Consider the following 24,958-nt stretch of genomic DNA (forward strand, 5'->3'; position numbering starts at 1 on the left):
CTACACTCCTATTTATTTTTCGCCTGCAACGCCAAGGCAATCGTAAATGTCGTGCCCTCTCCCAATTTGCTTTGCACGCCAATCGTACCTCCGTGTGCCTCGACGATGTTTCTCGCAATCGCCAAGCCCAGACCTGTGCCGCCGACTCGCCCGCGCGTACGCGCCTTGTCGGCTTTGTAAAACCGCTCGAACACAAACGGCAAATCCTCTTGCGGGATGCCGCTGCCCGTATCGCTGACCTCGATCAGCAATGTCTTGTCTCCGCGAGCGCGAATCGTGACACTGCCGCCGCTTGGCGTGTGTCTGAGCGCGTTGTCGATCAGGTTGGTAAGCACCTGCTCCATCCGATCCGGATCGATATTCACATCCGTGTGTGTCGTCGTTACTTCCAGCAACAGCGTAATTCCGCGTTCCCGAGCCAACCCGGTAAACTTGCGGTGGATTCGCTCCATGTACGGGCGCAGCTCCAACACTTCCTGGAACAGCTCCACGTGTCCCGCTTCCATCCGCGCCAGACTGAGCAGCTCGTTGACCAGCTTCGTCATGCGCACGGACTCGTCGTAAATGATCTGCGCCAGCTCTTTGTGCTCTTCAGGCGACGTCGCAATATCGTCGACGATCGCTTCGCTGTAGCCTTGCAGCATCGACAGCGGTGTGCGCAGCTCGTGCGAGACATTGGCGACAAAGTCGTTGCGCATTTTGTCCAGCTTGCGCTCCTGGGTAATATCGCGCAGCACCGCAACCGCCCCGCGGATTTGTTCCCGGTCATTCAGCGGCACCATCACCAACGCCCAAATGCGCCCTTGTACAGGAATGTCCTCGATGACCTCCTGCCCTGTCTGCACCACCTGCTGGTAAAACGTAAACAACGGCACAGGCTCGTCCTGGTGTTCATATTCCCAGTCCCGCAAAAAGCGTTCGGCTGGCGGATTCGTCACCGCAACCTTCCCGTTCGCGTCGATCATGACAACCCCGTCCACCATCGAGCGCAATACGCTTGCCAACTGTTCCTTTTCTTTGGACAAGGCATCGACCAGCTGGTTCAGCTTGCTCGCCATCGTATTGAACGATGCGGCCAGCTCACCTGTCTCATCCGCGGTTTTAATCGGAACTTCCGCATGGAAATCGCCTTCCGCGATCCGGTGGGCCGTCTCTTTCATTTGCCGCAGCGGAATCGTAATCCGCGACGACAGGAAGAAAGCAAACACGGTGGTAGCAACGAAGGCGATAACTCCGACGACAAAAATTAAAAATCTCACTTCGTTTACGGTATCATCAAAGTCTTCGATGGCCTGGTACATCACGACCGCCCCTTGCTTGCCAGGGCTTTCCTCAAGCGGGACGGCGACTGCGAGCATTTGCACGCTGCTCATGTGATCGTTCGGGTTGTTCGAGGCCACCTGCAAATAAATGCGTTGCGGAGCGGGATGCTTGCCAGCCAATGCATCCGCCAGGTGTAAGCTCTGGTCCTTCAACAGTTGCTCAACCGGAATGTTCGGCAGGCCCGTTCCTTCGCTTTTGCCAATCACCTGGCCTTGGTCGTTCAAGACCAGCATTCCGGTATGGTGAACGAGACTAAACGTCGAAGCCATCTCCAGCGCCCCGCGCTTGTCGGTACTGGCCGCCAGTCCTGTCGACAGCCCTTCCGCCAACTCTTGCAGATTTTTCGTCTGGCGGTTGCTGTAGAAGCTGTCAAAAGACTGCACCAGCAACAGGCTAAATATCGTCAAAACGAGTGCAAACAAAGCAATAATCGTCATCCATAGCTTTCCGACAACGCTGCGAAAAATAACGTCCACTTATTTCGGCACCTCAAGCTTGTAGCCGACTCCCCAGACAGTGGCGATCATGTTGGCCGCTTGCGGAGAAACCCGGTTCAATTTTTCGCGCAGACGCTTGATGTGCGTATCCACCGTGCGCAAATCACCGAAAAATTCGTAGTGCCACACGTCTTTGAGCAGTTCTTCGCGCGTGAACACTTTGTCCGGCGACAGAGCGAGATAGTGCAACAGCTCGTACTCTTTCGGCGTCAGGCTGACTTCCTGTCCGCTCGCAATGACTTTGTGCGCGTCGTGATCAATCGTCAGTTCAGGGAAGACGAGCACAGAATGACTGTTGAACGTCTCCGTCTTGAGGTAGGCGGTAGCCGAGGAACGACGTAAAATCGCCTTTACCCGATACATGACCTCTCGCGGGCTGAACGGCTTGACCACGTAGTCATCCACGCCTGCTTCAAAGCCATGGACGCGGTTTGTCTCTTCGCCTTTTGCCGTCAGCATGATGATCGGAGTCGCCTTGAACTCGCGCACGCGCTGGCATACCTCAATCCCGTCCATCCCGGGAAGCATCAAGTCGAGCAAAATAATATCGTAATCGCTGCCAACAGCCATTTCTACTGCTTGCTCGCCGTTGTCAGCCTCGTCAATCAGAAAGTTCTCTCTTTCCAGATACATTTTAAGCAAGCGGCGGATGCGCTCCTCATCGTCTACTACCAAAATTCGTGCCATTTTTTCCATTCAAAAACACCTCTTGGCCTCATGTTATCGTACTCATTTGAATATAGTCCAAAAAGCTGGCAAAATCACCAGCTTTTTGAAGGGGTATGTTACACGCCTGCATAGGAGTGCAAACCGGCAATGACCAGGTTGACCACGACCAGCGTAATTAAAATGATAACGAATCCGATGACAGACATCCAGGCCGATTTCGCGCCGATCCACCCGCGCGAAAGGCGCAGATGGAGGTACGCGCTGTAAAACAGCCAGACGATCAATGCCCATACCTCTTTCGGGTCCCAGCCCCAGAATCGTCCCCATGCTTCCTGTGCCCAGATCATGGCGAAAATCAAAGCACCGAGCGTGAAGACAGGATAGCCGATGCTGATCGCCCGGTAGCTGATCTCATCCAGCAAATCCGGCTCGATTCCTTCTACAGAAGGCTGGATCAAGGCACCCAGACGCTTGCGGAAAATCAGGCGCAGTCCGCCGTACAAAATCACACCCGTGATGACCGACCACAGCATCGTATTCAGTTTGCGGGCAGCGTCTTTTCCTTCCATCCAGCTCGGTGCAGCAAACCACGGATTCATCGGTCCGGCTTGCACGATTTTGGAATCGGCAGGAGCGACAATCGCAGGCATCGTGTATTCTACCCGCACTTTTTCCATCGTCCCGACCGGGTTCATCTGCTCTTTGTTCATTTCAAAAATCGTCTTGTGATCCATTCTCGCAAAGGTCGATTCCATCAAAATGAATCCGACAAGCATCAAAACAACCGCGAGTACAAATTCCAGCCACTTGGTGCTGCGTGCCGATACGTGCTGCGGCACAGTGCGGATCAAATACATCAGCCCGGCTGCGAAACCGACTGCCAAAATCCCTTCCCCGAGCGCTGCTGTCGTCACGTGAATGTGCAGCCAGTAGCTTTGCAGCGAAGGAATCAGCGGGGTTACCTCTTTCGGAAAGACGTACGAATACGCCAGCATGATGACCCCGAGCGGAAGCACAAACGCCCCGATTACGTTCAGCTTGTAAATCCGGTAAATGATCAAATAGGCCAGGATAATACAGTAATCCAAAAAGGCCATGAACTCAAACATGTTGCTCGTCGGGCTGTGTCCTCCCCCAACCCAGCGAGCCACGACATAGCCCGTCTGCGCCAAAAAGCCAACCACCGCGAGCCAGTACGCGATCCTGCCGTAACGTTGTTCATGTTGCTTTGGATCGCGTCCCGCCCAGTTTTTCCCCGTCATCGCTACGACAAACACAATCGAAGAGATTACGTACAGCAAAAACGCGATATCTAGTAACCAGTCACTCAATTGTATGAGCTGCACGTCGAGTGTACCCCCTTGGAGCTTTACGCCTTCGTTTTTTCTTCAACCGTTACAGGAAGCTTGAGCTGTTCCACCAGTCCGTCGACCTCCCTGCGAAGCCCGAACCAGTTTTTGTTTGTATGCGCTGCCAGAAGAACCGTTCCTTCCTGCGTCTGCACCCAGACCCGACGGTGCTGCCAGAAGAAGCCCATTACGACCCCGATCATAAAAATGAAGGCTCCGAAGTAGATGAGCGGCACAGCTTTGTCGATCCGTACGTTCAAACCGGAAATATCGATCAGATCAGGCTTTTTGAAGACCAGCCCGAAGCGGCCATCGGATTTTTGCGTCAAAACCGAACCTTGCAGGTAGACCAGCTTCTCGTTCTGGTTCGTGGACTCGTCCACAATTTCCAGTGCGACCATCGGATTTTTCGGCAAATTGGTTTGCGTAGCAGGCTTGCCGTCTTTGCCCATGACGAAATCCGGGAAGTAATCCAGAACGCGCACTTTGATGCCCGCCGCAATCTCTTGCTCCGCCGCCGGATTGTACAAGTCAATCTTGATTGGCCCCAGTTCCTTGTTCCCTTGTTTCACATCGACCAGCACAAAATTGAGAGCGCCAAGCTGCATTTCCTGAACGCCAGACTGATAAATCGCGAGGTCCCCCTCCATCATCGGATGGTTCACGATAATAGGGCCTTTCTGCACTTCGATCAAATCAGGCTTTTTCCCCGGCACTTCTGCATTTTTGTTTACGTACAGGATGGCGTCCGTCTGGAAGCTTTTTGGAATGACGCCTCCATTCAACTCCAGCTTTGCCGGCATCTCTTCTTCCGACCAATACTCGGTATGGTAGTTTTCGCTTTTTATGTAATAAGGCGTATCCGGTATCGCGACCGTCTGCCCTTCCCGCACCCACACAAACTCGTCCATGTAAAATCCCGGAATGTTGCGCATGAGTACGCCGATCAGAAACAGAATCAGACCGATGTGGTTCACATAAGGCCCCCAGCGGCTGAAGCGGCCTTTTTCCGCCATGATCGCACGCTCTGCCCGGAAAATCCGGTACCCTTTTTTCTTCAGAGCCAGTGCGGAGCTGTCCAAAAGCTCGGCCTGATCGACATCCGGGGCAAGCTCTCCTTCGGCAAACAGCTTTTGCCCCTTCAAAAAGGACTTGTGCTGATTGAGACGCGGTTTGCTGAGCGCCTTGTAGAGCGGAATGACCCGGTCGAGACTACAGATGACAAGCGATGTTCCCAAAAGCACGAGCAGAGTCACGAACCACCAGGAAGAGTACAGATTGTGAAAGCCAAGTCCGTAGTAAACCGTCCCGAGCACTCCGTATGTATCCGTGTAGAATCGCGCCACATCCGCTTCTGTCGGAACCGGAACGGGGATGTATTGCTGCTGCGGGAAGATCGTTCCGACCGCCGAAGCAACCAGAATGACGATAATGATACCGATTGCAATTTTGACCGAGGAAAAATAATTCCAGATCCGGTCAATCCATTTTTTCGTATACGTCTGGGAACGCCGTGCCATCCCTTCGTAGCGCATGTCAGGAAATGCCGTCTGCTCGTATACTTCGACGTTCAACGGCTTCCCGCACGACTCACAGAGCAGCGTCCCTACCGGATTCGTGTGCCCACATTCACATTTTCGCTGATCCATAATGCTCCTCACTTGGGCAAGATTTTGGACATTTTGTCCGCAATCATTGCTTCATTTAGTTGCCCGATGAAAATCTCCTTCACTTCTCCATCCGGCGCAATAAAAAACGTCGTAGGAATAGGACCGATCCGGTACAACTTCGTAATTTGCGATTGGCGATCCAGCAAAATCGGGAAGTCGACACCGAACTGCTTCACAAACGGCTCTACGGCAACGGGAGCTTCTCCAATGTTCACACCGACGACAACCAGTCCTTTGTCCTTGAACTTGTTGTACTGCTCCTGCAAGGCTGGCATTTCCTTTTTACAGGGCTCGCACCATGTGCCCCAGAAATTGAGCACGACGCCCTTCCCTTTCAAATCGTCAAGCGCCAGTTCTGGTCCGTTCAACTGCTCCAAACTGAAATTCGGAGCATCGCCCCCTACTTTGACAGCATTCGGGTCCTTCACGAAGCTGGAATAGAGAGCAAAAACCAGAGCGACAAGCAAAAGACCCAGTACCGCGACCCTGACATATGTACGGTTGGTTTTGTTCATGATGCCCATACTCCCATCTACTACTTGTAAATTGCAAGCATTATCCATTCTATTATAGCGTTCCTAGATTTTCCGCCAGCGCATAACTTATGAACAGATTTTGAACGAATCACGCTTTTGGCCCTCTGCTCCGTCTGTTTTGCACCAATCCTTGCTTCAGCTTGTCTACTTCCTGCTTGCTCAGCGCTCGAAACTGGCCTGCGCGCAGTCCTTCCAGCGTCAAAAATCCTAAGCGAACACGCTCCAGCGTGAGTACCGGATGCCCGATCGCCGCGCACATTCGCCGCACCTGGCGATTGCGTCCTTCGTGAATCGTCAGCTCGATCAGCGCCTTGGCATTCCCTTGCTCGGTTTTGAGCAATTTGGACGCCCCCGGCGAAGTCATGCCATCTTCCAGGAGAATGCCCGTTGCGAGCTTTTTCAGCTTGTCCTGGCTAGGTACGCCTTTTACCCAGGCGCGGTATACTTTGTCGATTTCGTAGCTCGGGTGGGCAAGCTTGTTGGCCAGATCGCCGTCATTGGTCAACAGCAGCAAGCCGGATGTGTCGTAGTCAAGCCGTCCTACCGGATAGACGCGTTCTTTTACCCCCGCGAGCAGTTCCGTGACCACTTTGCGCCCTTGAGGGTCGCTTGCGCTCGTAATCACACCTGTCGGCTTGTACAGCAAATAGTAGACGTGCTGCTCCAGCACGATTTCCCGGCCTTTTACCGTAATCTTGTCTGTCGCAGGGTCGACCTTGATTCCCTGCTCGTGAACAACCTTGCCGTTTACCTGCACATGTCCCTGTGCGATCAATTCCTCACAATGCCGGCGAGAGGCGACTCCAGCATGCGCCAATACCTTTTGCAATCGTTCCATCGTTGGATCACCTCTACAACATCATACCCATTCTTACCAGTGTGGACAAGAAAAAGGGAAAAACTTCCCCATGTTTCGAGGAAGTTTTCCCTGCGTATTTGACAATTCTTGCGTTCAGGAAAAAACGTACGAGACGATCAGCAAGGAGAAAACGACCCCCGCCAGATCAGACCATAGCCCGACCTTCAAGGCGTAGCCGGAGTTGCGAATGCCGACAGCCCCAAAATAAACAGTCAGGACGTACAAGGTCGTGTCCGTGCTCCCTTGCATCGTAGCCGCCAGTCTTCCGAAAAACGAGTCCGGCCCGTACTGCGCGATCAAATCGGTAGCGATGGCAAGCGACCCCGTCCCGGTCAGCGGGCGCAACAGAGCGAGCGGCACCAGTTCCTCGGGAAAGTGGAGAAAGTCTAGCACAGGCTTTATGCCGCGCAACAGCATGTCAAGTGCCCCAGACTCGCGGAACATGCTGACCGCCACCATCATCGCAATCAGATGGGGCAAAATGCGAATCGTCGTCGAAAGCCCGCCTTTTGCTCCCTCGACAAATGTCTCGTATACCGGAACCTGTCGGCGCCATCCGTACAAGAGGACAAACGCAATCGTAACGGGAATCGCCCAGAGCGAGATCAGGGATACCCATTGATACATACGGTTTCCCCCTAATTGTGACGTCGTAAGTGACGATAGCGATACCAGCGATCAATCAACAAGGCCACGATCGTTGCCGCAAAGGAAGAGACGAGCGTCGTCCCGACAATTTCCACCGGATTGACGGAGCCGTACTGCATGCGAATCGCAATCATGGTCGTCGGAATGATCGTGATGCTCGCCGTGTTGATCGCCAGCAGCGTGCACATCGCCGGGGAAGCTTTTTGCTTGTCTGGATTCAGCTTCTGCAATTCCTCCATCGCTTTCAGCCCCATCGGCGTTGCGGCATTGCCAAGACCGAGCAGATTGGCACTCATGTTCGACAAAATATAGCCCATGGCTGGATGGCCTTTTGGCACATCGGGAAACAGCAGCTGAATAAGCGGAGACAGCGCTTTGGACAACAGCGCAAGCAACCCGGATTTTTCCGCTACGCGCATAATGCCCAGCCAAAAGGCGAGGACGCTGAGCAAGCCGAAGCATACGGTGACGCCTGTCTTCGCGCCTTCAAAAGCTGCCGCGTTGATTGCCTCCATGCGACCTGTGAAGGCGGCGACGACGATTGAGATGACGATCAAAGCGAGCCAGATGACATTAAGCACGCCACAGCCCCCCTGCCACAATGTCCCAGAACTGCTTCCAGAACAAGTGCTCACCGCCCGCAGGCTGACTTGCCGTCGGAGCGTCGGCGCGCACGACGAGCGGCACCTGTCCGATCATGTTTTCCTTCATGTACACCTGCAAGAAACCGACGAGCTGCCCTTCCATCTGGGGGGTGATTGTCGACTGTCCCATCACAACGCGTTGTTTGATCGCTGCCTCTTCCGCAGACTGGAGCGGGTAGCGAAAAGCGTTTTGTGTCACCAAATGGGCGCCCGCTTCCATCGTAACCGGAGTTTCTGGCTGGATGTCCTGGCCTTCACCGACCAACTGCTTGACCGGAAAGTTGGCAAAGCCGTAGTCCAAAAGCTTTGCAGAATCATTCCAGTCGTCCGAAGCATTTAAAGTGATGGTCGCGAGCTGTCTTCCTTCGCGGGTAGCCGAGGCGGCGAGACAACGCTTCGCCAGCTTCGTGTAGCCTGTTTTCACCCCGTCTGCTCCGTTGTACAGATGCAGCATCTTGTTTTTGTTGAGCAGCCGTCTGTCCCACTGCTCCCCTTCCCAGGAGATGTCTTTGACCTTGGTGGAAACAATTTGCCGAAAAACCGGATTGCGCAAAGCATAGGCGGACAGCTTCGCCATATCTTCGGCCGTAGAATAGTGCTGGTTGCTGTCATCCAGTCCGTGCGGGTTGGTAAAATTCGTATGCTCCATTCCGATCATGGCTGCCTTTTCGTTCATCATATAAGTGAAGCCCGGAACCGAGCCGCCAATGTGGGTGGCAATCGTAACGGCAGCATCATTGCCTGAGCGCAGCATGAGACCGTAGAGCAGCTCTTCCAACGTCAGCTTTTCGGATCGCTTCAAGTAGATAGACGAGCCTTCGACCCCGACAGCTTCTGGCGGTACGGTCACCTGGTCGTCGAGCTTCCCCATCTCAATGGCGACAATCGCCGTCATCGTCTTCGTCAGGCTGGCGATCCGCATCTTTTTCGTGCCGTTTTTCGAATACAGAATCCGCCCGCTCGCCACATCAATCAAGGCAGCGCCTTCGGCCGAGAGGCTTGGCTGCGCCGTTTGCGCCTGTGCTGCGGGTGGCCCAGCCAGCAATAGCTGTATAAAAAGAAAAACGACGAGTCCGCCGGACAGAAGTTTTCGTACGTTCATACACGTCCTCCCCATCCCCAAAAGTACAACGATACACAGGTTTGTACATATATATGGGGACGAGTCGGGCGGTAGTACGAAAAACTGTCCGGAGCGACTAATCGTTTGCTTTTTCTTCCTGTCTGCCAAAAAGAGCAGAGGCTTCCATGCGGACTTCCTCGATATCCAGGTTGACAGGCGGTTCGGGTAGATCGGCAATTTCGCGCAGTCCGAAATGCTCGAGAAACTCTTTGGTGGTCGCGTACAAAATCGGGCGTCCAATCCCTTCGGCTCTCCCCGCTTCGCGAATCAACTGTTTCGACAAAAGCGTATTGAGTGCCTTTTCGCATTTTACACCGCGTATTTCTTCGATTTCCGAGCGCGTCAACGGCTGCTTGTAGGCAATGATGGCAAGCGTCTCCAGTGCTGCCTGGGACAGCGTCGATTGCCCAGGCGAAGTGGCTAGTCGCTCGAAATAAGGAACATGCTCGGGCAAGGTCGTCAACTGATACGCTTTGGCCACTTCGACGATTTGCACGCCGCGCCCTGCCCGGCGAAAGTCCGCTTTCATGTCCTCGATCAAGTCAACGACCTCTTCTTCCGATACCTCGACGATTTCACTAATCTCCTTGGCATCGATTCCTTCATCTCCCGAGATGAACAGCAAGCCTTCGATCACGCCTTTGAGCTTGTCATAGTCCATCGTTGTGGGCTCCTTCCGCATCACAGATCATGATGTCTTGAAACAGTTGATTTTGCACACACGTAATTTGCTTTGCCTTCATCAGCTCCAGCAAAGCGAGAAACGTCGTGACGATTTCCGAGCGGGTCGCTCCCTGGGCAAAAAGCTGGGAGAAGCGCACCATGCCCCCTCCGACGCGAACCAGCTGGCGAATCTGCGTCATCCGGTCCTTGATGGAGATTTCATCGCGGGAAACCTTTGTCATCGGTTCCTTGTCTTTCGCTTTTTGCACGAGTTTTTCCAGCGCATTGACCAGATCGTACAACGTCACGTTTTTGACGGTCGTATCTTCCTCGCGCGCATACGGAGCCAAATTTTCCGCAGGGCGGGTAAACACCTGGTTGCGGCCGATTTCCATCTCGCGAAGTTGCTCAGCCAGCAGCTTGTAGCGCTTGTATTCCAACAGTCGCGCCACCAGCTCTTCCCGCGGATCGATCTCGTCGACGTCCATGTCGAGAAAAGGCTGGAACACGTGCTCTTCTTTTCGCGGCAAAAGCATTTTGCTTTTGATGGAAAGCAGGGTCGCCGCCATCACGACAAACTCGCTGGCCACATCGAGTTGCAGCTCCTGCATGCGATCGATCGTCGCGAGGTATTGCTCGGTAATTTCCGCAATCGGAATGTCGTAAATGTCTACTTCTGCCTTGTCGATCAGATGAAGCAAAAGGTCAAGGGGCCCTTCAAATGAATCAAGTTTGATGCTGTAGGCCAAAAGACGTCCCCTCGTTTCCTTTAAATGAACACGCTGATGATGCTTCCGGCAACTTTTTGCACCCACATCACCATTAATCCCATAGGTATACCGAAAATGGTTGCGCTAACACCCGGGATGAAAATCAGCAGAAGCAACAACCAAGGACCATAGATTTCGAAATTGTAAAAGGCTCCATCCCATCTGCGCGGAGACAGGAAGCGCAAAATCTTATACCCGTCGAGCGGGGGAACTGGCAGCAGGTTGAACACAAACAAGCCCACATTGATGAAGACACAGTATTCCAGTGTTGTTTTCAATGCGAATGCAGCTTTTTCGCTCATTCCGTCCATCACGCCGTAATAACGTGTAAGTATGTAAACAATACAGAACAGAATCGCCAACACCAGGTTGATCAACGGCCCCGCTGCCGACACATACACGATACCGAGTCGCTTGTTCCCGCGAAATTGCAGCGGATTGATCGGCACAGGCTTGGCCCAGCCGAACGGTCCAAACAAAATGAGAATCAACCCGAACGGATCGATGTGCGGGATCGGATTTATCGTTAAGCGGCCCTCGTTTTTGGCGGTATTGTCGCCCAGTTTCCAGGCGACAAAGGCGTGCGCCCATTCGTGCAAGCTGAAAGCGATAACGAATGCAATCATGCGAAACGGTACCGTTTTCCAATCAAAATGAAATAGATCCATTGGTTCCCCCTTAACAGCTTCGCAAAAAGCCCAGCGCAATTCCCCAGGCTTCGCTCGGCAAAAAATCGTCTACCTTCTAGGATACCAGCAGATGGATAGGCTTACAAGTCTCTTCAAGGCTGGCATATCAGGCTGAAAGAGCCGGGCGTGATGCGAGCGAGTCATTGGCTTTTTCAGGCGTGCGAAAAGAAAAGCACCGACAAGCAAAAGCCTGTCGGTGCCGCAAATCGTTGATTAATAGAGTAATAGAGTAGCCAAAATTGATTCGAAGGCTAAGTCCTATTCTCTGTCATTCACTGCAATTAAAGTACCCAACATAGTGAATAGGAAACCAACCAAAGCAATGAAGCTGTTATCACCGTTACTGATTTCCCCAAACTGAAACAATCGAAATAAGAACCAAATAACAAAGAGTGTATAGCCTACTACCGCCCAATTTAAAAACACTTTTAAGAGCTTCTTTTTGGCTCTCTTTTCTACAATATCAATCCCTTTTCCAGTTATTCTCACTACATATTCACTTTGATTTACCTCATTTATTGCAAGCCATCCATGATCCTCCAAATACAAGTAGGCTGTATATTTTAATAGCGAACTTTTATCGTTGCAATTTAATGTCTCATGCGTAAACTTTCCCTCTGTCTGTTGATTTTTGTACACTTCTTTCAATAAATCAAGTCTACCTCTTTGCGTTATAGCCACTCTCTTCTCCCCCTCCTGATTACAACCGATTCGACAGAATCTAACAGTTTCCTGTATAACTTTTGCTTAAAATGGCAGTGTTGTGGGGAATAAGCTGAAATAACTAAACCAGCGGGATGTAATTGGACGACAACCATGACGCGTGGTAAAATAGGAACGTTAACTTTACAAGGTCTGGAGGCTCATCCATGAAAAAAGCGCACATCACCATGGAAAATGGTAATCAAATCGAGCTGGAGCTGTTCGATCAAGAAGCTCCAGGAACTGTCGGCAACTTTGAAAAGCTGGCAAACGAAGGTTTCTACAATGGTCTGTCTTTCCACCGTGTCATCCCTGGCTTCGTAGCACAAGGCGGTTGCCCATACGGAACTGGCACTGGCGGTCCTGGTTACACTATCAAATGTGAAACCAAAGGAAACCCGCACAAACACCAACGCGGTGCCCTCTCGATGGCGCACGCAGGAAAAGACACAGGCGGCAGCCAGTTCTTCATCTGCTACGACGCGTTCCCTCACCTCGATGGCGTACATACTGTATTTGGCCGCGTGACTTCCGGTTTGGAGCATGTTGACGCGATCAAGCAAGGCGATAAAATGAAAGAAGTCAAGGTATTGGGAGAATAAGACTCACCTAGTACAAAAAGACACTAGCAGTAATTTGCTAGTGTCTTTTTTATTTGATTTTTTCAACATCCACCCGCAGTCTCCACACTCGCCTGCTCTTCCCTCTCGCGGTCGCGAACAAACACCGTTCCCGGGTACGATTTCGCCCACTTTTTCACATCGGCCGCCCGGCGCGCCACGGCTTCCGCGCTCGTAAACATGCCTGGCCCCAAGTCCACGCCTGCCATGGACATTGACAATTGCACATCGTCGCCCATCCGGCATTTTTCGTAGATGTCCGTAAAATAGGAGGAAAACGAGTCGATCAAATACGTGACAAGCGCATCCACATGATCTGCCGCGGTGATGAGGATAAAGTCGTCGCCGCCGATATGCCCGATGAAGTCATTGCCGCTTCCAAAGCGCCGGGAGGCATCCCGCAGCAAATTCGCCGTCCGCACGATGATTTGATCGCCCACTTCAAAGCCGTAGCGGTCATTAAACCATTTGAAGCGGTCGAGATCGCAGTAAATCACCATCTGCGCCTCTCGCTGCTTGATCCGCCCGTTCAGTTCGCGCTCGATTTGCACGTTGCCTGGAAGCCCTGTCAGCGGATTGGCGGAACTGGCCATCTCCAGCTTGATCGAAGCCATCTTGTCGAGCAAATTTTGCACGGTCACAATGCCCAAATACTCGTTCTGCTCCCCGACGATGATCACGACGTCATAGAGATGATAGGCGTCGCGCGCCATGGCTCGTTTCGCTACCTCGTCCAGCCGGTCGTTTTTGCTGGCCTTCAGCGGGTTCGTGTTCATGATGTGGGAAACAGGCCGCTCGTAATAGAGGGCGATGCCGTACTGGCCGCCAAGAATTTGATAGAGCGAAAAGCGCATGACCAACCCGATCGGTCTGCCCTCTTCCAGGACGACTACGCTTTCAATTCGCTGGTTTTGCTCGAAAATTTCATGGACGCGCCGCACCCTGACGTGCTTTTCCACGCAAATCGTCTTGGCCAAAATCTCCGTCATGTCTGGCGCGACGATGATCGTCTCTTTCGCACCGTCTCTTTGCTTCTCCTGCATATAGCGCAAAAAGTTCATCGCCTGACCCGATACTTGCGCCATCCCTTTGTCCGGCTTGCCCAAATAGTAGCCTTGGCCGTAAACCACCCCTACGTCCATCAGCGTCTCCAGCTCGCGCTCCGTCTCGATGCCTTCCGCAATAATCTTGCAATTGACCTTCTCGGCGAATGAGACGAACGTCTCCAGCAGCGCCTGCTTGATCGGGTCGACATCGATATTGCGGATGAGCGACATGTCCAGTTTGATGAAATCGGGGTAAATCTCCGTAATCGATTCCAGGCTGGAATAGCCCGCACCTGCATCATCGACCGCGATCAAATAGCCTTTTTTCCGGTACTCTTCGATAATTTTGCGAAACACCGCGTAGTTCGTAATCGCGTGACGCTCCGTTATTTCAAAGACGATGTTATGCGGGTTCAGGCCGTAATTGGCGAGCAAGCTCTGAACCTTTCCCCTCAGCAAAAAGGGATCGTCTATCGCCCTTGGATCAAGGTTAATGAACAACTTTTCATTCGGATTTAAATAGCGCAGCTGTTCCAATGCTCGCTTGCGGCAAATATGCTCCAGCCGAAACACGGTATCCGTCTCCTCCGCATAGCTGAACAATGTCGCGGGCGTCGCAAACGGACTGTTTTGCGGGCCGCGAGCAAGCGCCTCCCACCCTAACGCCTGGCCGTCTGGCAGGTGAATGATCGGCATAAAATGCATGTTCACATTTTCTTCCGCAAGCAGCTTGTGAAATTGGGTCATGTGCGTGTACTTTTCCGATGTAATCCCGTACTTCGCCATATGGACGGCGTGTTTCACCGACGTGTACATTTCCCGGACGATATCATGACCTGCGATGGTAGCATAGCCGATATGCACCCGCAAATCTTCCCGGTTGACGAAGCTGACCTGACGATTCAGCTGCCGCTCCGCCAGCTCCTGAAAATGGATGGAAAGCATGCGGCAATCTTCATCGCTTACCTGTCCGCCAAAAGACACATAAATGGCGAAATCGTCGCCCCACAGCTTCTGAATCGCCAAAATCTTGCCTTTTATTTCGAATGCCTGGCGAGCTACTCCCGGCAATATTCCTTCAAAAATGTGCAGCACGCGTTTGGCGCTCGTATCGCCGTAGCGCTGCTCCACTTCCGTCATTTTGACAATATCGACATAAAACATGACGACGTTGCGGCCTTTCTCGATTTCCTGCCGAATGACGTTCTTCATCCATTGACGCTTATCCAGGGAAAAATAGGGAAAGCGCCGAAACTTTTTGATGAGAGTCGACAACATGCTGTATCTGTCCTCCTCGCCACCTCCATTATGGCAGGGAAGATTTAATTTTTCGTGAATGCCAGATGAAGGAAATATAAAGACCCTTCCTGTGCTTTTCGGAAGGGTCTTGGTCTGCTTTTTTGGATCGGTTAGCGCTGCAATTGCGCCCGTTTCGGCAAAAGATCGTGGCCGACGACATCTGCGTACGTCTCGCGTTTTACTACCAGCTCGGCTTCTCCCTCTTTGACGAACACAACAGCCGGACGAGCGATGCGGTTGTAGTTGTTGGACATGGAATATCCGTATGCGCCCGTGCTGGTTACAGCCAAAATGTCGCCAGCCGCAGCAGGAGGAAGCTTCACGTCCCAGATCAGCATATCGCCAGACTCACAGCATTTTCCGGCGATGGAGACGACTTCTGTGGCACTCTCGTTCATTTTGTTGGCAATCGCCGCTTCGTATTGCGCGTTGTACAGCGCCGGACGCAAGTTGTCCGTCATTCCGCCGTCAACGGCAACGTATTTGCGCACATTCGGAATTTCTTTATGCGAACCGATTCGGTACAAAGTGGTGCCTGCATCTCCGACAATGCTGCGGCCCGGCTCGATCCACAGCTCAGGCAACGGGATTTCACGCGCTGTCAGCTCCTCGCGCACGAGATCGGTAATCGCCTTGATGTACGTCTCGGCTGGCTGTGGCGTATCGCCCTCTACGTAGCGGATTCCGAAGCCGCCGCCGACATTCAGTACCTCTGGAAGGAAGCCATGCTTGTCTTTTGCGTCACCAAGCAACTCAGTCAACCGCTTCACCGCAACAAGGAAACCGTCTGTCTCAAAAATTTGCGAGCCGATATGGCTATGAACGCCCAATAAGTGCAGATGATTGCTCTCGTGCGCATAGCGGATCGCTTCCAGAGCTTGCCCGTTTTGCACATCGAAGCCGAATTTCGAGTCGATTTGCCCGGTGGAAATATATTCGTGCGTATGAGCTTCTACGCCAGGCGTTACGCGCAAGAGGACGGCAACCTTTTCGCCGCGCTCCTTCGCAACTTCTGCCAGCGTGTGCAGCTCATAAAAGTTGTCTACCACAAAACAGCCGATCTTCGCATCCAAAGCCATGTTGATTTCGTCCAGCGACTTGTTGTTGCCGTGGAAGTGAATGCGGTCAGCAGGAAAGCCCGCTTGCAAGGCTGTGTACAGCTCCCCGCCCGATACGACGTCGAGCGAAAGCCCTTCCTCCTCGATCAGCTTGCACATCGCCATCGTACAGAAAGCTTTGCTTGCGTAAGCTACCTGAAAAGAGAATCCCGTCTGGCTGAACGCCTCCACAAAGCTGCGGCATTTCGCGCGAATTTGCGCCTCGTCATAGACGTACAGCGGTGTTCCGTACGTAGCCGCCAGACTTGTTGTGTCACAGCCCCCGATTTCAAGATGCCCCTGCTCGTTTACTCGACTTGTCCCGTGTAAAAACATATTTGGCTCCTCCCAGTCTGATCACGCCGATCCTAATAGCCCAGATCCTATAGAGAAAGGCAACCGACAAAAAGCGTCAGTTGCCAAACATAACAAGCATCGTAAGGCTTCCCCATTCAATGTACTACAAGGCTGTGCGTTTGACAATGGGTGTTGGCATCCGTTTTCAGAATATTATTGCCGCGAGGAATTTTGGGAGCGAACGATGCTGGGCCGATTATTTTTGCTAGGAACGGCAAGCCGGACGACCACATCCTTCATCGCCTTGTAGTTGAAAGGGATGAACGGCCACAAATACGGCGTGTTGAGGGAACGCGTCGCAGCGAGTCCGACCAGCACAGCCAAAAAGCCGATCATCAAGCCAGGTGTGGAGAAGAAGCCCACCATCAGAATCAAAAAGATGCGGACGAGCCGATTCGCCAGTCCCAACTCATAGCTAGGCGTCGCAAACATCCCGATGGCCGCCACGGCCAGATAGAGAATGACTTCGGGCGCAAACAGTCCGACCTTGATCGCAACGTCACCGACCAGAATCGCAGCTAACAGGCCCATGGCCACTGACAGCGGCGCAGGCGTATGAATCGCCGCCATCCGCATGAGATCAAGTCCCACCTCTGCGAGCAGAAACTGCACCAGCAGCGGGATACTGCCCTTGTCCTTCATTCCGATAAAATCAAGCTGCTCCGGAATCATCGATGGGTGCATCACCATGAGCAGCCAGATTGGCAGGACGAAGACGGAAGCGAAAATCCCGAAAAAGCGCACCCACCGCAAGTAGGCACCGACCACAGGGGTTTGCCGATACTCCTCCGCGTGCTGAACGTGATGAAAGTAAGTCGCTGGTGTAATCATTACGCTCGGAGACGTATCCACATAGATCAGGACGTGCCCCTCCAAAAGGTGGACAGCGGCTACGTCTGGCCGTTCCGTGTAGCGAACGAGCGGAAACGGATTCAACGTTTTTCCGATAATAAACTCCTCAATCGTCTTTTCCGCCATCGGAATCCCGTCGATCTGGATATTTTGCAGCCGTTCTTTCAACTCATCGACAAGCTGCGGGTTCGCCACATCTTGCAAATAGGCGACCGCTACATCCGTTTTGGTGCGCTCCCCCACTTGCATGATTTCAAACCGCAATCGCTCGTCGCGGATTCTTCTGCGCGTCAAAACCGTGTTGATGACAAGCGTCTCCGTGAAACCGTCATGCGCCCCGCGCACGATCCGCTCGGTGTCTGGCTCTTGCGGGGAACGCGTCGGCAAAATTTTCGTATCCATGATGATCGCGTGATTCGAGCGATCGAGGATCAGGCCAACTTGCCCGACGAGCAGCTTGTCCATAAATTCGTCTGTCGTATCGACCTTGGCAAGCTGGTAGAAAGGAATGAATTTGTAAAACAGCGTTTCAAACAGGCTATCTGTGATGTCCCGGCCGCGCAAGTCGTTGATTTCGCGCATGATTTGCGAGACGAGCATACTCTCGGCAAAACCGTTTATGTAGTACATGAGCAGCTTCGTATTGCCCACAAAAAATTCGTGAACTCCGATGTCGAAGCTTTTTCCTACGCCAAGCCTGTCGTTCAAATACTCCTTGTTTTCCTCAATCCGCTCTGAGATCGGCCGTCTTTTCTCTGTGACTGTCGTCATAGGCGCCGCTCCTTTCCATGATCCACTGCACTGCTCTCTTGGTGATCGGGCAGCCATTTTGCAAGCTGTCACGGCCGTCCATTTTCCCGATGTCTCCGATTCCGATGACATTCGGCAGCTTCAACGTGTTCAAAATGTCAACAGTATCGCCGTAAATGCGATGCTGGAGCTGCCCGTCTGCATATCCGTCCTTATCCACCGCTTCTTCTACGATCTGTCCCTGGTTGTCGACTGAATAGGCCACAGTCGCTCCATGAACCCATTTCGTATTGGAAGCAACGGCAATGACGCCGATTACTTCAATGTCAGGATGCAAAGCGACGTACTCAATCGCCCGCTCCCCGCGCCCTTTGCCGTAATCGCCGTTGTCATCAAACATGACGATGACCGGATCATGCGGAGTCATTTTGATCAGCTCTACCACCTGTTCGCCCCTTACAGGAGTCGGGTTTCCGGCCGAAAGCGAGATGCATCTGCCTCCCAGCTCTCGCGCGACGCTTTCTACAGCTTTTTGTGCGATATGATCGCCATCTGTTACCAAAATGACCTTGCGCCGCATTTGCTCCATCGTTTGCTCACCGCCTCTGCTCGCCTAGACGTCAGCCTTTTGGTTTGAAGACGAGTGAAGCCAGAAAACCGAACGCGATCGCCGCCGATATCCCTGCACTGGTGACCTCGAAAATGCCGGTAGTCACCCCGATCAGGCCATGTTGCTCCGCCTCGCTGATCGCTCCGTGATACAGCGCATGGCCGAAGCTTGTGATCGGCACCGTAGCACCCGCTCCGGCGAAGTCGATGAATTTGTCGTAAACGCCAACAAAATCAAGCACGACACCTGCGACAACCAACGTACTCATGACATGGGCTGGCGTGAGCTTGCCGACGTCGAGCAAAAGCTGTCCGACGACGCATACAAGCCCGCCCACGACAAAAGCAATCACATATTCCATCATTGTCCTCCTTCGAGCGCGACCGCGTGCGCGATGCACGGAATCGAATTGCCTTGCTGGGTGCTGACCGGGCTTAACAGCGCGCCTGTCGCGCATACGAGCACTTTTTTCAGCAACCCGCGGTTCAACTGATCCACAATATGGCTGTAGGTCACGACCGCGCTGCTTGCACAGCCGCTGCCGCCAGCGAACACATCCTGATCGGGCGTGTAGATCATCAGGCCGCAATCGTTGTACACCTGATCCATGTCGTAGCCTTCCGCCAGCATCAGCTCTTTTACGATCGGATAGCCGACCGATGCGAGATCGCCCGTCACGATCAAATCGTAGTCTTGCGGCTTTCTGCCCGTGTCCTGAAAATGAGCCAAAAAAGTCGAGACGGCTGCTGGCGCCATCGCTGAGCCCATATCCAGCGGGTCCTTGATTCCCATGTCCACTACTTTGCCCATCGTCGCATACGTGATGCGCGGTCCCGTCCCTCCGATGCCAACCAGCCCAGCCCCTGCGCCCGTGACCGTCCATTGCGCCGTGGGCGGCTTTTGTCCGCCGTATTCCGTCGGATAGCGATATTGGCGCTCGGCTGTGGCGTTGTGGCTGCTGCAAGCGGCAATCGCTCTGTTGGCATATCCGGCATTCACCAGAGCGGCAGCCGTAGCCAAAGTGAGCATGGACGTCGAGCACGCCCCGTACATGCCCAGAAGCGGGATCTCCAGCTTTTCGGCAGTGAAATTGGTCGTGATGTTTTGATTCAGCAAATCGCCCGCCAAAATGGCATCGACTTCGCTGCCCGCGATCCCCGCTTTTTTCAGCGCAGCCGAAACAGCGTCCTCCAGCAGCTGTCGCTCGGCGTTCTCCCACGTATTCTGCCCGGCGTACATGTCGTCGTGAATGACGTCAAACAAAGAGGCGAGCGGCCCTTCCCCTTCCTTGGGGCCGACAGCTACCGCCGAGCTTTGCAAGCGGACATTCTGGTCGAAGTGCCAGGTTTGGCGGCTCACCCGTTTCAGATGTGGATTGCTCGACACAGCCAGCCCTCCCGTCTTAGAAAAACATGTTGATCAAGCTTTTTAAAATGCCTGCGACAAAGGCTGCCACTACCCCAAACACAATGACCGAGCCTGCCAGCTTGAACATGTTGCCGCCCACTCCGAGGACAAGTCCTTCGCTGCGATGCTCGATGGCAGCCGAAGCGATGGAGTTGGCAAACCCTGTTACCGGAACAGCCGAGCCTGCCCCGGCATACTGGCCGATGTTGTCATAGACGCCAAGCCCCGTCAGCAAAACCGATAAAAAGATCAGCGTGGCAACCGTCGGATTGCTCGCCGTCTTCTCTGTAAAGCCGAAGAAATGGATGTACATGTTTTGTACGGCCTGTCCGAGAAGGCAGATCGTACCTCCTACCCAAAACGCCCGCAACGAGTTCAGGAGGACATTACGCTTGGGCTGAAATTTGGAAGCCTGCTGTTGGTATAGCTGCTTCGTCATCTGCAACGATCCAGCCGGCTTCGATTTCGTTTTGGTTGCCATGCCCTTTCACTCCTTTGTGAGTCCATATTTCCTGCGAGGTAAGACGTCTCATACCTCTATCTTTCCTTTTTCAAACTTTGCCTATGAATAGCGGTATTTACCAATTCACAGATGCAACAGCCACTGCAAGAGCGATCCGGTCACTTTGCCAAACACGACTGCCATCAACAGAAACAACAGGCTGCCGTCCATGCTGAGCCGTTTTGCCAGGATCGGAAAGACGTTCAGCACTTCCGTCAGTCCAGCCGCCAATGTCCCGACGAAGATTCCCGCAAACAGGCCGTAAACAGCCGTAACCACATTCGGCCAATGAGCACCGAGATGAAAAAAGTCGATCAACGTAAAAAAAAGCGCCCCCATCACCAAGGCCCATTCGAAAGCGCGGATGTGACGGTGAGCATTGGTCAGTTGCGTCAGCCTCGGAATAATGTCCAGCACGGCGATGAAAGCGACAAGCCCGCTCCCGACCGCAAGCCCGCCCCCTAGTCCAATCAAGACCAGCAAACCGCATTCCCATACACTCATAGCTTCGTCCGCTGGTTTTCTTTATTCTCGTTTTGAATGTAGTATTGATCGAGACTTTGCTGGTACATGAACAGCTCCACTTCCAGGGGGCTTGGTTCTTCGTTGATTTTTTTCTGGAAAATGTGATTGAAAAACAGGATCATCCCCATGCCGATCCCGATGGAGTACGGGATTTGCAACCAGAGCGGCTGCTCGCTTCGCTCTCCTGTGATCAAATAAAAAATGCGTTCGTGCACCTCGCGCATGCTGACATCGGTGTGAAAGTTCATGATCGCAAGGCCAGAGCCGATAAACAAAAGCACCCAGACGAGAGCGACCAGGACCGGATTTGCTTTTTTGCGCGGATTCAACACTTCCACGATAATTTGCGGCGAGCCTTGAATTTCCAGCTCCACCTCCGGGTAGACGGAACGAACACGCTGGATCACTTGCATAATATCGATGACGATCAAATTTCCGTCTGTCGGCTTTACTTGATAAATCGGCATTCGCTTCAACGCTTCCTCGCGTTCCCCGTCCCAAAAAAGCTGGCAAATATCGCCCAAGGCAATCATCGCTTCCGGCTTGACGGCCAACCGCTTTCTCAGACGAAGAAACAGCGCGTCTTTCATGAAATCTCCTCCCTGCTACGAGCTACTCATTTATCCGGTAGTATGTACCCGCAGCCAAAACGCATACCCGAAAAGGTAGCGCTGAAAGAGCAAAGCACCGCACTGCCCGCATGAATACATGAAAAAACACCCAGGCGCGTTGGCTTGAGTGTTTTCGCACGTACATTCATTCATGCTATCAGTGTTCAATCTGATCCTTGATCGTTTGCAAAATGCGCTTTTCCAGACGCGAAACCTGGACTTGCGAGATTCCGAGCCGCTCTGCGACTTCGGATTGGGTCTGATCCTTGTAGTAGCGCAAGTACACAATGAGCTGCTCACGCTCGCTCAACCGACTGATCGCGTCTTTGAGCGCAATTTTTTCAAACCACTTGTTTACGCCCTCATCGGCGATCTGGTCGATCAGTGTAATCGGATCTCCGTCATTCTCAAAAACCGTCTCATGAATCGAGGAAGGCGCCCGATTCGCCTCCTGGGCAAACACGACTTCCTCCGGTGTGATCCCCACGGCTTCGGCTACCTCCGCGATCGTGGGTGCACGGCCAAATTGCTTGTACAGCTCATCCTTTGTTCGTCGTACCTTGTTCGCGGTCTCTTTGAGCGATCGACTTACCTTGACTGTCCCGTCATCACGCAAGAACCGTTGAATTTCTCCAATAATCATCGGCACCGCATACGTCGAAAAGCGCACGTCATAGGATAGGTCAAACTTATCTACGGCTTTCAAGAGGCCAATACACCCAATTTGAAACAAATCATCCGCTTCGTATCCACGGTTGATAAAACGCTGGACGACGGACCAGACCAGCCGGATATTGCTGTTCACAAGAAGCTCACGCGCATCGGTATCTCCAGCCTGGCTTTTGGCGATTAGCTCTTTCACTTGGTCATTGGTCAGAAATGGTTGACTCGCATTTTTGATATCGGCACCCATTGGCACTACCCCTAATTTTGCAAGGCTTTGGCAAACGACAGGCGTTTGGTCAAACGAACGGTTGTCCCTTTACCAACAGCCGTCGCGACTTCCAAAGAATCCATGAAATTCTCCATAATGGTAAAGCCCATACCCGAACGTTCCAACTCAGGCTTGGTCGTATACAACGGCTGCATCGCCTGCTCCACATCCTCAATTCCTTTTCCGTTGTCTTCCACGACCAGATCAATGGCTCCCTCTTCGATCCGCACAGAAATATGTACGACCCCTTCCGGATTTTCGTCATAGCCGTGAATGATCGCATTGGTGACGGCTTCCGATACGACCGTCTTGATTTCCTCCAGCTCATCCATCGTGATATCGAGCTGCGAGATAAAGGAGGCGACAGCAATTCGTGCGAACGCCTCGTTTTGGCTCATTGCAGCAAATGATACGGACATAAAATTGCGCTGTACCTTCACTTACGCCACCCCCAGAACAAGCAGTGCATCTGCTTCATTTTCGCGGAACTTGATTACCTTGAACAGGCCAGACATTTCAAAGATCCGGTAAATGGTCGGGTTGATCGAGCACACGTACATTTCACCCGAACGGGCAGATATTTGCTTGTAGCGTCCCAAAATCACGCCGATACCGGAGCTGTCCATAAAGGCCAAATCAGCCAGGCTCAGCACGATATGACGAATGTTGGGGGTGCGCAAAAGTTCATCCACTTTGCTCCGCAGCTCTTCCGCTGTATGATGGTCCAGCTCTCCTTGCAGGCGGATCACCAGCACGTCTTGCCGGGTCTCCATCGCAATCCGCAAACTCATGGCTGACTCACTCCTTCTCCCTTGAATAAACCTCTCTTTCTGCTTCGGACAAACCAATTCCTGCCAGGCGACAAAAGAACAAAAAAATCGAGCAGCCGCGCCATCGCATTCGAGGCAACTCGATTCTTTTCGCGCTTTGTTGTCGTGTGTCAGTAGCTGATCAAAACACTCTTGGTTGTCCGCTTGAGAATCTCCCACATGTTTGCCTTATTCACTTGTTGCTCAGGCATCAGATCAATCCTGTTCACTTCGCGGCCGTCTTTTGTACGAATAAAAATGTGGCCGACGACCTGGTCTTTGGAAACCGGAGCGTTGACAGCAGGATTCATGACGATTTCTTTCGTGTACGTGTCCGCTGATTCTCCTTTTTTCATCAGCAAACTGACAGCGTGCGGCGTGACCACATTAATCTGTGGCACTTGCCCTTTGTCCACCGTGAGCGATTGAACCGCCTGGCCTTTTTTGTACATCGGCATCACCTGAAAATGGGTGAAAGCGTAATTGAACATGGTCGAAACTTCGTTGTTGCGCGTTTTGACATCCGGCTCGCCCATGACGACGGCAATGATCCGCATGTCGTTGCGCTTGGCCGTCGCGGTCAAACAATACTTGGCTTCGCCTGTATAGCCTGTTTTCAGGCCGTCTACGCCTTCGTAAAAGCGGACAAGCCGATTCGTATTGACCAGCCAGAAAGGACTTGCCGAATCCTTGCGCAAGTAATCCTGGTACGTGCCTGTAAACTTCGTGATCCCATCGTGCTTCAAAAGCTCGCGCGACATGATCGCGATATCGGCCGCAGAAGAGTAGTGATTTTCCGCAGGCAAGCCGTTGGAGTTGACAAAGTGCGTGTTTTTCATCCCTAGTTGTTTGGCCCGCTCGTTCATGCGGTTCACAAAGCCCTCTTCCGTTCCGCCCAGATGCTCAGCCATCGCTACCGAGGCGTCGTTTCCGGAAGCGATCGCAATTCCTTTGATCATGTCTTCCACGGTCATTTCTTCGCCCGGTTGCAAAAAGATTTGCGATCCTCCCATCGAAGCCGCCCGTTCGCTGGCCCTGACCTTATCTGTAAATTTAAGCTCTCCCCGCTCCACCGCCTCCATAATCAAGAGCATCGTCATCACCTTGGTGATGCTGGCGGGTGGCATTTTTTCATTCGCATTTTTTTCGTACAAAACCGTTCCTGTATCTGCTTCGATCATAATGGCAGACGAGGCATGCGGGGCAAAATTCATCTCCCCTTGTTGCGGAGCCGCTTTTTCTTTTGCCAAAGCACCCATCGGAGAAAAGATGGTTACAAGCATGATGAAGCAAGAAGCCAAGTATCCTATCCGTTTCATAGCAGTCTCTTCCCTCCATTCATGGTTTTATTCTCACCCAGGGGGAAGGAAAATATTCAATCGAGTAGGAGGGGGCGA

Annotated in this window: 27 protein-coding genes; 1 reads left to right on the forward strand and 26 read right to left on the reverse strand. The window is 52.6% G+C overall.

Features of this window, described 5'->3' with window-relative positions:
• Positions 1–8 precede the first annotated feature (8 nt).
• The 13 genes from DEP07_RS03860 to DEP07_RS03920 form a co-directional block, all read right to left on the reverse strand.
• The gene (locus DEP07_RS03860; RefSeq protein WP_173595793.1) at positions 9–1,799 is read right to left on the reverse strand and encodes an ATP-binding protein; all 1,791 of its coding nucleotides are present in this window, start codon (positions 1,797–1,799) and stop codon (positions 9–11) included.
• The gene (locus DEP07_RS03865) at positions 1,800–2,516 is read right to left on the reverse strand and encodes a response regulator transcription factor (protein ID WP_012686105.1); all 717 of its coding nucleotides are present in this window, start codon (positions 2,514–2,516) and stop codon (positions 1,800–1,802) included. It lies immediately after the preceding gene.
• Positions 2,517–2,605: 89 nt separating this feature from the next.
• Positions 2,606–3,835, reverse strand: coding sequence for a cytochrome c biogenesis protein CcsA (gene ccsA, locus DEP07_RS03870; RefSeq protein ID WP_122963618.1), 1,230 nt, complete (start codon positions 3,833–3,835; stop codon positions 2,606–2,608).
• 23 nt (positions 3,836–3,858) lie between these two features.
• Complete coding sequence (gene resB, locus DEP07_RS03875; RefSeq protein WP_281868414.1) at positions 3,859–5,487, reverse strand: cytochrome c biogenesis protein ResB; 1,629 nt, start codon at positions 5,485–5,487, stop codon at positions 3,859–3,861.
• Between the two features lie 8 nt (positions 5,488–5,495).
• Positions 5,496–6,023 (reverse strand): thiol-disulfide oxidoreductase ResA, encoded by a 528-nt coding sequence (gene resA, locus DEP07_RS03880; RefSeq protein WP_122963620.1) that lies wholly within the window; start codon positions 6,021–6,023, stop codon positions 5,496–5,498.
• Between the two features lie 109 nt (positions 6,024–6,132).
• Entirely contained in the window at positions 6,133–6,882 is a 750-nt protein-coding gene (locus DEP07_RS03885) for a pseudouridine synthase (RefSeq protein WP_173595792.1), read from the reverse strand.
• Positions 6,883–6,996: 114 nt separating this feature from the next.
• On the reverse strand, positions 6,997–7,530 hold the full coding sequence (locus DEP07_RS03890; RefSeq protein WP_280648298.1) for a spore maturation protein: 534 nt from the start codon (positions 7,528–7,530) through the stop codon (positions 6,997–6,999).
• Positions 7,531–7,541: 11 nt separating this feature from the next.
• Entirely contained in the window at positions 7,542–8,132 is a 591-nt protein-coding gene (locus DEP07_RS03895; protein WP_173595790.1) for a nucleoside recognition domain-containing protein, read from the reverse strand.
• Entirely contained in the window at positions 8,125–9,297 is a 1,173-nt protein-coding gene (locus tag DEP07_RS03900) for a D-alanyl-D-alanine carboxypeptidase family protein (protein ID WP_280648297.1), read from the reverse strand. Before DEP07_RS03900 ends, DEP07_RS03895 begins: the two co-directional genes overlap by 8 nt.
• A gap of 97 nt (positions 9,298–9,394) precedes the next feature.
• Positions 9,395–9,979, reverse strand: coding sequence for an SMC-Scp complex subunit ScpB (scpB, locus tag DEP07_RS03905; RefSeq protein WP_063226896.1), 585 nt, complete (start codon positions 9,977–9,979; stop codon positions 9,395–9,397).
• Positions 9,969–10,730: a segregation/condensation protein A gene (locus DEP07_RS03910; RefSeq protein ID WP_274875229.1), complete on the reverse strand. Its 762-nt coding sequence runs from the start codon at positions 10,728–10,730 to the stop codon at positions 9,969–9,971. Before DEP07_RS03910 ends, scpB begins: the two co-directional genes overlap by 11 nt.
• A 20-nt stretch (positions 10,731–10,750) precedes the next feature.
• Positions 10,751–11,419 carry a site-2 protease family protein gene (locus DEP07_RS03915; RefSeq protein ID WP_173595788.1) on the reverse strand — a complete coding sequence of 223 codons (669 nt, stop codon included), beginning with the start codon at positions 11,417–11,419 and terminating at the stop codon, positions 10,751–10,753.
• Between the two features lie 279 nt (positions 11,420–11,698).
• Positions 11,699–12,121, reverse strand: a complete 423-nt coding sequence (locus DEP07_RS03920) for a hypothetical protein (RefSeq protein ID WP_122963627.1) — start codon at positions 12,119–12,121, stop codon at positions 11,699–11,701.
• A gap of 188 nt (positions 12,122–12,309) precedes the next feature.
• Between DEP07_RS03920 and DEP07_RS03925 the strand changes: the two genes are divergently transcribed.
• Positions 12,310–12,744, forward strand: a complete 435-nt coding sequence (locus DEP07_RS03925; RefSeq protein WP_122963628.1) for a peptidylprolyl isomerase — start codon at positions 12,310–12,312, stop codon at positions 12,742–12,744.
• A gap of 62 nt (positions 12,745–12,806) precedes the next feature.
• On the opposite strand, the gene DEP07_RS03930 is transcribed toward DEP07_RS03925, so the two are convergent.
• From DEP07_RS03930 to DEP07_RS03990, 13 genes are all read right to left on the reverse strand, one after another.
• Complete coding sequence (locus DEP07_RS03930) at positions 12,807–15,086, reverse strand: GGDEF domain-containing protein (RefSeq protein ID WP_122963629.1); 2,280 nt, start codon at positions 15,084–15,086, stop codon at positions 12,807–12,809.
• A 131-nt stretch (positions 15,087–15,217) separates the two neighbouring features.
• Entirely contained in the window at positions 15,218–16,540 is a 1,323-nt protein-coding gene (lysA, locus tag DEP07_RS03935) for a diaminopimelate decarboxylase (RefSeq protein ID WP_173598782.1), read from the reverse strand.
• 174 nt (positions 16,541–16,714) lie between these two features.
• Positions 16,715–18,184 carry a spore germination protein gene (locus DEP07_RS03940; RefSeq protein WP_122963631.1) on the reverse strand — a complete coding sequence of 490 codons (1,470 nt, stop codon included), beginning with the start codon at positions 18,182–18,184 and terminating at the stop codon, positions 16,715–16,717.
• Positions 18,138–18,752 carry a stage V sporulation protein AE gene (locus DEP07_RS03945; RefSeq protein WP_122963632.1) on the reverse strand — a complete coding sequence of 205 codons (615 nt, stop codon included), beginning with the start codon at positions 18,750–18,752 and terminating at the stop codon, positions 18,138–18,140. The genes DEP07_RS03940 and DEP07_RS03945 overlap by 47 nt, the downstream gene beginning before the upstream one ends.
• Before the next feature lie 31 nt (positions 18,753–18,783).
• Positions 18,784–19,134, reverse strand: coding sequence for a stage V sporulation protein AE (spoVAE, locus tag DEP07_RS03950; RefSeq protein ID WP_063226888.1), 351 nt, complete (start codon positions 19,132–19,134; stop codon positions 18,784–18,786).
• Positions 19,134–20,159 carry a stage V sporulation protein AD gene (gene spoVAD / locus DEP07_RS03955; RefSeq protein WP_122963633.1) on the reverse strand — a complete coding sequence of 342 codons (1,026 nt, stop codon included), beginning with the start codon at positions 20,157–20,159 and terminating at the stop codon, positions 19,134–19,136. Before spoVAD ends, spoVAE begins: the two co-directional genes overlap by 1 nt.
• 16 nt (positions 20,160–20,175) lie before the next feature.
• Positions 20,176–20,661 (reverse strand): stage V sporulation protein AC, encoded by a 486-nt coding sequence (spoVAC, locus tag DEP07_RS03960; RefSeq protein WP_122963634.1) that lies wholly within the window; start codon positions 20,659–20,661, stop codon positions 20,176–20,178.
• 105 nt (positions 20,662–20,766) lie between these two features.
• Positions 20,767–21,186: a stage V sporulation protein AB gene (locus DEP07_RS03965; RefSeq protein WP_122963635.1), complete on the reverse strand. Its 420-nt coding sequence runs from the start codon at positions 21,184–21,186 to the stop codon at positions 20,767–20,769.
• The gene (locus tag DEP07_RS03970; RefSeq protein WP_173598780.1) at positions 21,183–21,797 is read right to left on the reverse strand and encodes a stage V sporulation protein AA; all 615 of its coding nucleotides are present in this window, start codon (positions 21,795–21,797) and stop codon (positions 21,183–21,185) included. The genes DEP07_RS03965 and DEP07_RS03970 overlap by 4 nt, the downstream gene beginning before the upstream one ends.
• Before the next feature lie 178 nt (positions 21,798–21,975).
• Positions 21,976–22,731, reverse strand: a complete 756-nt coding sequence (sigF, locus tag DEP07_RS03975) for an RNA polymerase sporulation sigma factor SigF (RefSeq protein ID WP_063226883.1) — start codon at positions 22,729–22,731, stop codon at positions 21,976–21,978.
• Positions 22,732–22,742: 11 nt separating this feature from the next.
• A complete protein-coding gene (gene spoIIAB / locus DEP07_RS03980; RefSeq protein WP_173595994.1) occupies positions 22,743–23,171 on the reverse strand; it encodes an anti-sigma F factor in 429 nt (142 codons plus the stop codon).
• A 21-nt stretch (positions 23,172–23,192) separates the two neighbouring features.
• A complete protein-coding gene (spoIIAA, locus tag DEP07_RS03985; protein WP_063226881.1) occupies positions 23,193–23,543 on the reverse strand; it encodes an anti-sigma F factor antagonist in 351 nt (116 codons plus the stop codon).
• A 149-nt stretch (positions 23,544–23,692) separates the two neighbouring features.
• Positions 23,693–24,880 carry a D-alanyl-D-alanine carboxypeptidase family protein gene (locus tag DEP07_RS03990; protein WP_122965883.1) on the reverse strand — a complete coding sequence of 396 codons (1,188 nt, stop codon included), beginning with the start codon at positions 24,878–24,880 and terminating at the stop codon, positions 23,693–23,695.
• Positions 24,881–24,958 lie beyond the last annotated feature (78 nt).

The sequence above is a fragment of the Brevibacillus sp. genome, assembly GCF_003521185.1.
Lineage (GTDB): Bacteria > Bacillota > Bacilli > Brevibacillales > Brevibacillaceae > Brevibacillus > Brevibacillus parabrevis.

Excerpts from the sequence above, each read along its gene's own strand:
- DEP07_RS03930 (WP_122963629.1), bottom strand. The coding sequence starts at position 15,086 with ATGTTGTCGACTCTCATCAAAAAGTTTCGGCGCTTTCCCTATTTTTCC.
- DEP07_RS03970 (WP_173598780.1), bottom strand. The coding sequence starts at position 21,797 with ATGAAAGACGCGCTGTTTCTTCGTCTGAGAAAGCGGTTGGCCGTCAAG.
- DEP07_RS03940 (WP_122963631.1), bottom strand. The coding sequence starts at position 18,184 with ATGACGACAGTCACAGAGAAAAGACGGCCGATCTCAGAGCGGATTGAG.
- spoIIAA (WP_063226881.1), bottom strand. The coding sequence starts at position 23,543 with ATGAGTTTGCGGATTGCGATGGAGACCCGGCAAGACGTGCTGGTGATC.
- spoVAE (WP_063226888.1), bottom strand. The coding sequence starts at position 19,134 with ATGGAATATGTGATTGCTTTTGTCGTGGGCGGGCTTGTATGCGTCGTC.
- lysA (WP_173598782.1), bottom strand. The coding sequence starts at position 16,540 with ATGTTTTTACACGGGACAAGTCGAGTAAACGAGCAGGGGCATCTTGAA.
- DEP07_RS03865 (WP_012686105.1), bottom strand. The coding sequence starts at position 2,516 with ATGGAAAAAATGGCACGAATTTTGGTAGTAGACGATGAGGAGCGCATC.
- resA (WP_122963620.1), bottom strand. The coding sequence starts at position 6,023 with ATGAACAAAACCAACCGTACATATGTCAGGGTCGCGGTACTGGGTCTT.
- DEP07_RS03925 (WP_122963628.1), top strand. The coding sequence starts at position 12,310 with ATGAAAAAAGCGCACATCACCATGGAAAATGGTAATCAAATCGAGCTG.
- DEP07_RS03990 (WP_122965883.1), bottom strand. The coding sequence starts at position 24,880 with ATGAAACGGATAGGATACTTGGCTTCTTGCTTCATCATGCTTGTAACC.
- DEP07_RS03915 (WP_173595788.1), bottom strand. The coding sequence starts at position 11,419 with ATGGATCTATTTCATTTTGATTGGAAAACGGTACCGTTTCGCATGATT.
- resB (WP_281868414.1), bottom strand. The coding sequence starts at position 5,487 with ATGGATCAGCGAAAATGTGAATGTGGGCACACGAATCCGGTAGGGACG.
- scpB (WP_063226896.1), bottom strand. The coding sequence starts at position 9,979 with ATGGACTATGACAAGCTCAAAGGCGTGATCGAAGGCTTGCTGTTCATC.
- spoVAC (WP_122963634.1), bottom strand. The coding sequence starts at position 20,661 with ATGGCAACCAAAACGAAATCGAAGCCGGCTGGATCGTTGCAGATGACG.
- DEP07_RS03900 (WP_280648297.1), bottom strand. The coding sequence starts at position 9,297 with ATGAACGTACGAAAACTTCTGTCCGGCGGACTCGTCGTTTTTCTTTTT.
- sigF (WP_063226883.1), bottom strand. The coding sequence starts at position 22,731 with ATGGGTGCCGATATCAAAAATGCGAGTCAACCATTTCTGACCAATGAC.
- spoIIAB (WP_173595994.1), bottom strand. The coding sequence starts at position 23,171 with ATGTCCGTATCATTTGCTGCAATGAGCCAAAACGAGGCGTTCGCACGA.
- DEP07_RS03965 (WP_122963635.1), bottom strand. The coding sequence starts at position 21,186 with ATGAGTGTATGGGAATGCGGTTTGCTGGTCTTGATTGGACTAGGGGGC.
- DEP07_RS03945 (WP_122963632.1), bottom strand. The coding sequence starts at position 18,752 with ATGGAGCAAATGCGGCGCAAGGTCATTTTGGTAACAGATGGCGATCAT.
- DEP07_RS03885 (WP_173595792.1), bottom strand. The coding sequence starts at position 6,882 with ATGGAACGATTGCAAAAGGTATTGGCGCATGCTGGAGTCGCCTCTCGC.
- DEP07_RS03890 (WP_280648298.1), bottom strand. The coding sequence starts at position 7,530 with ATGTATCAATGGGTATCCCTGATCTCGCTCTGGGCGATTCCCGTTACG.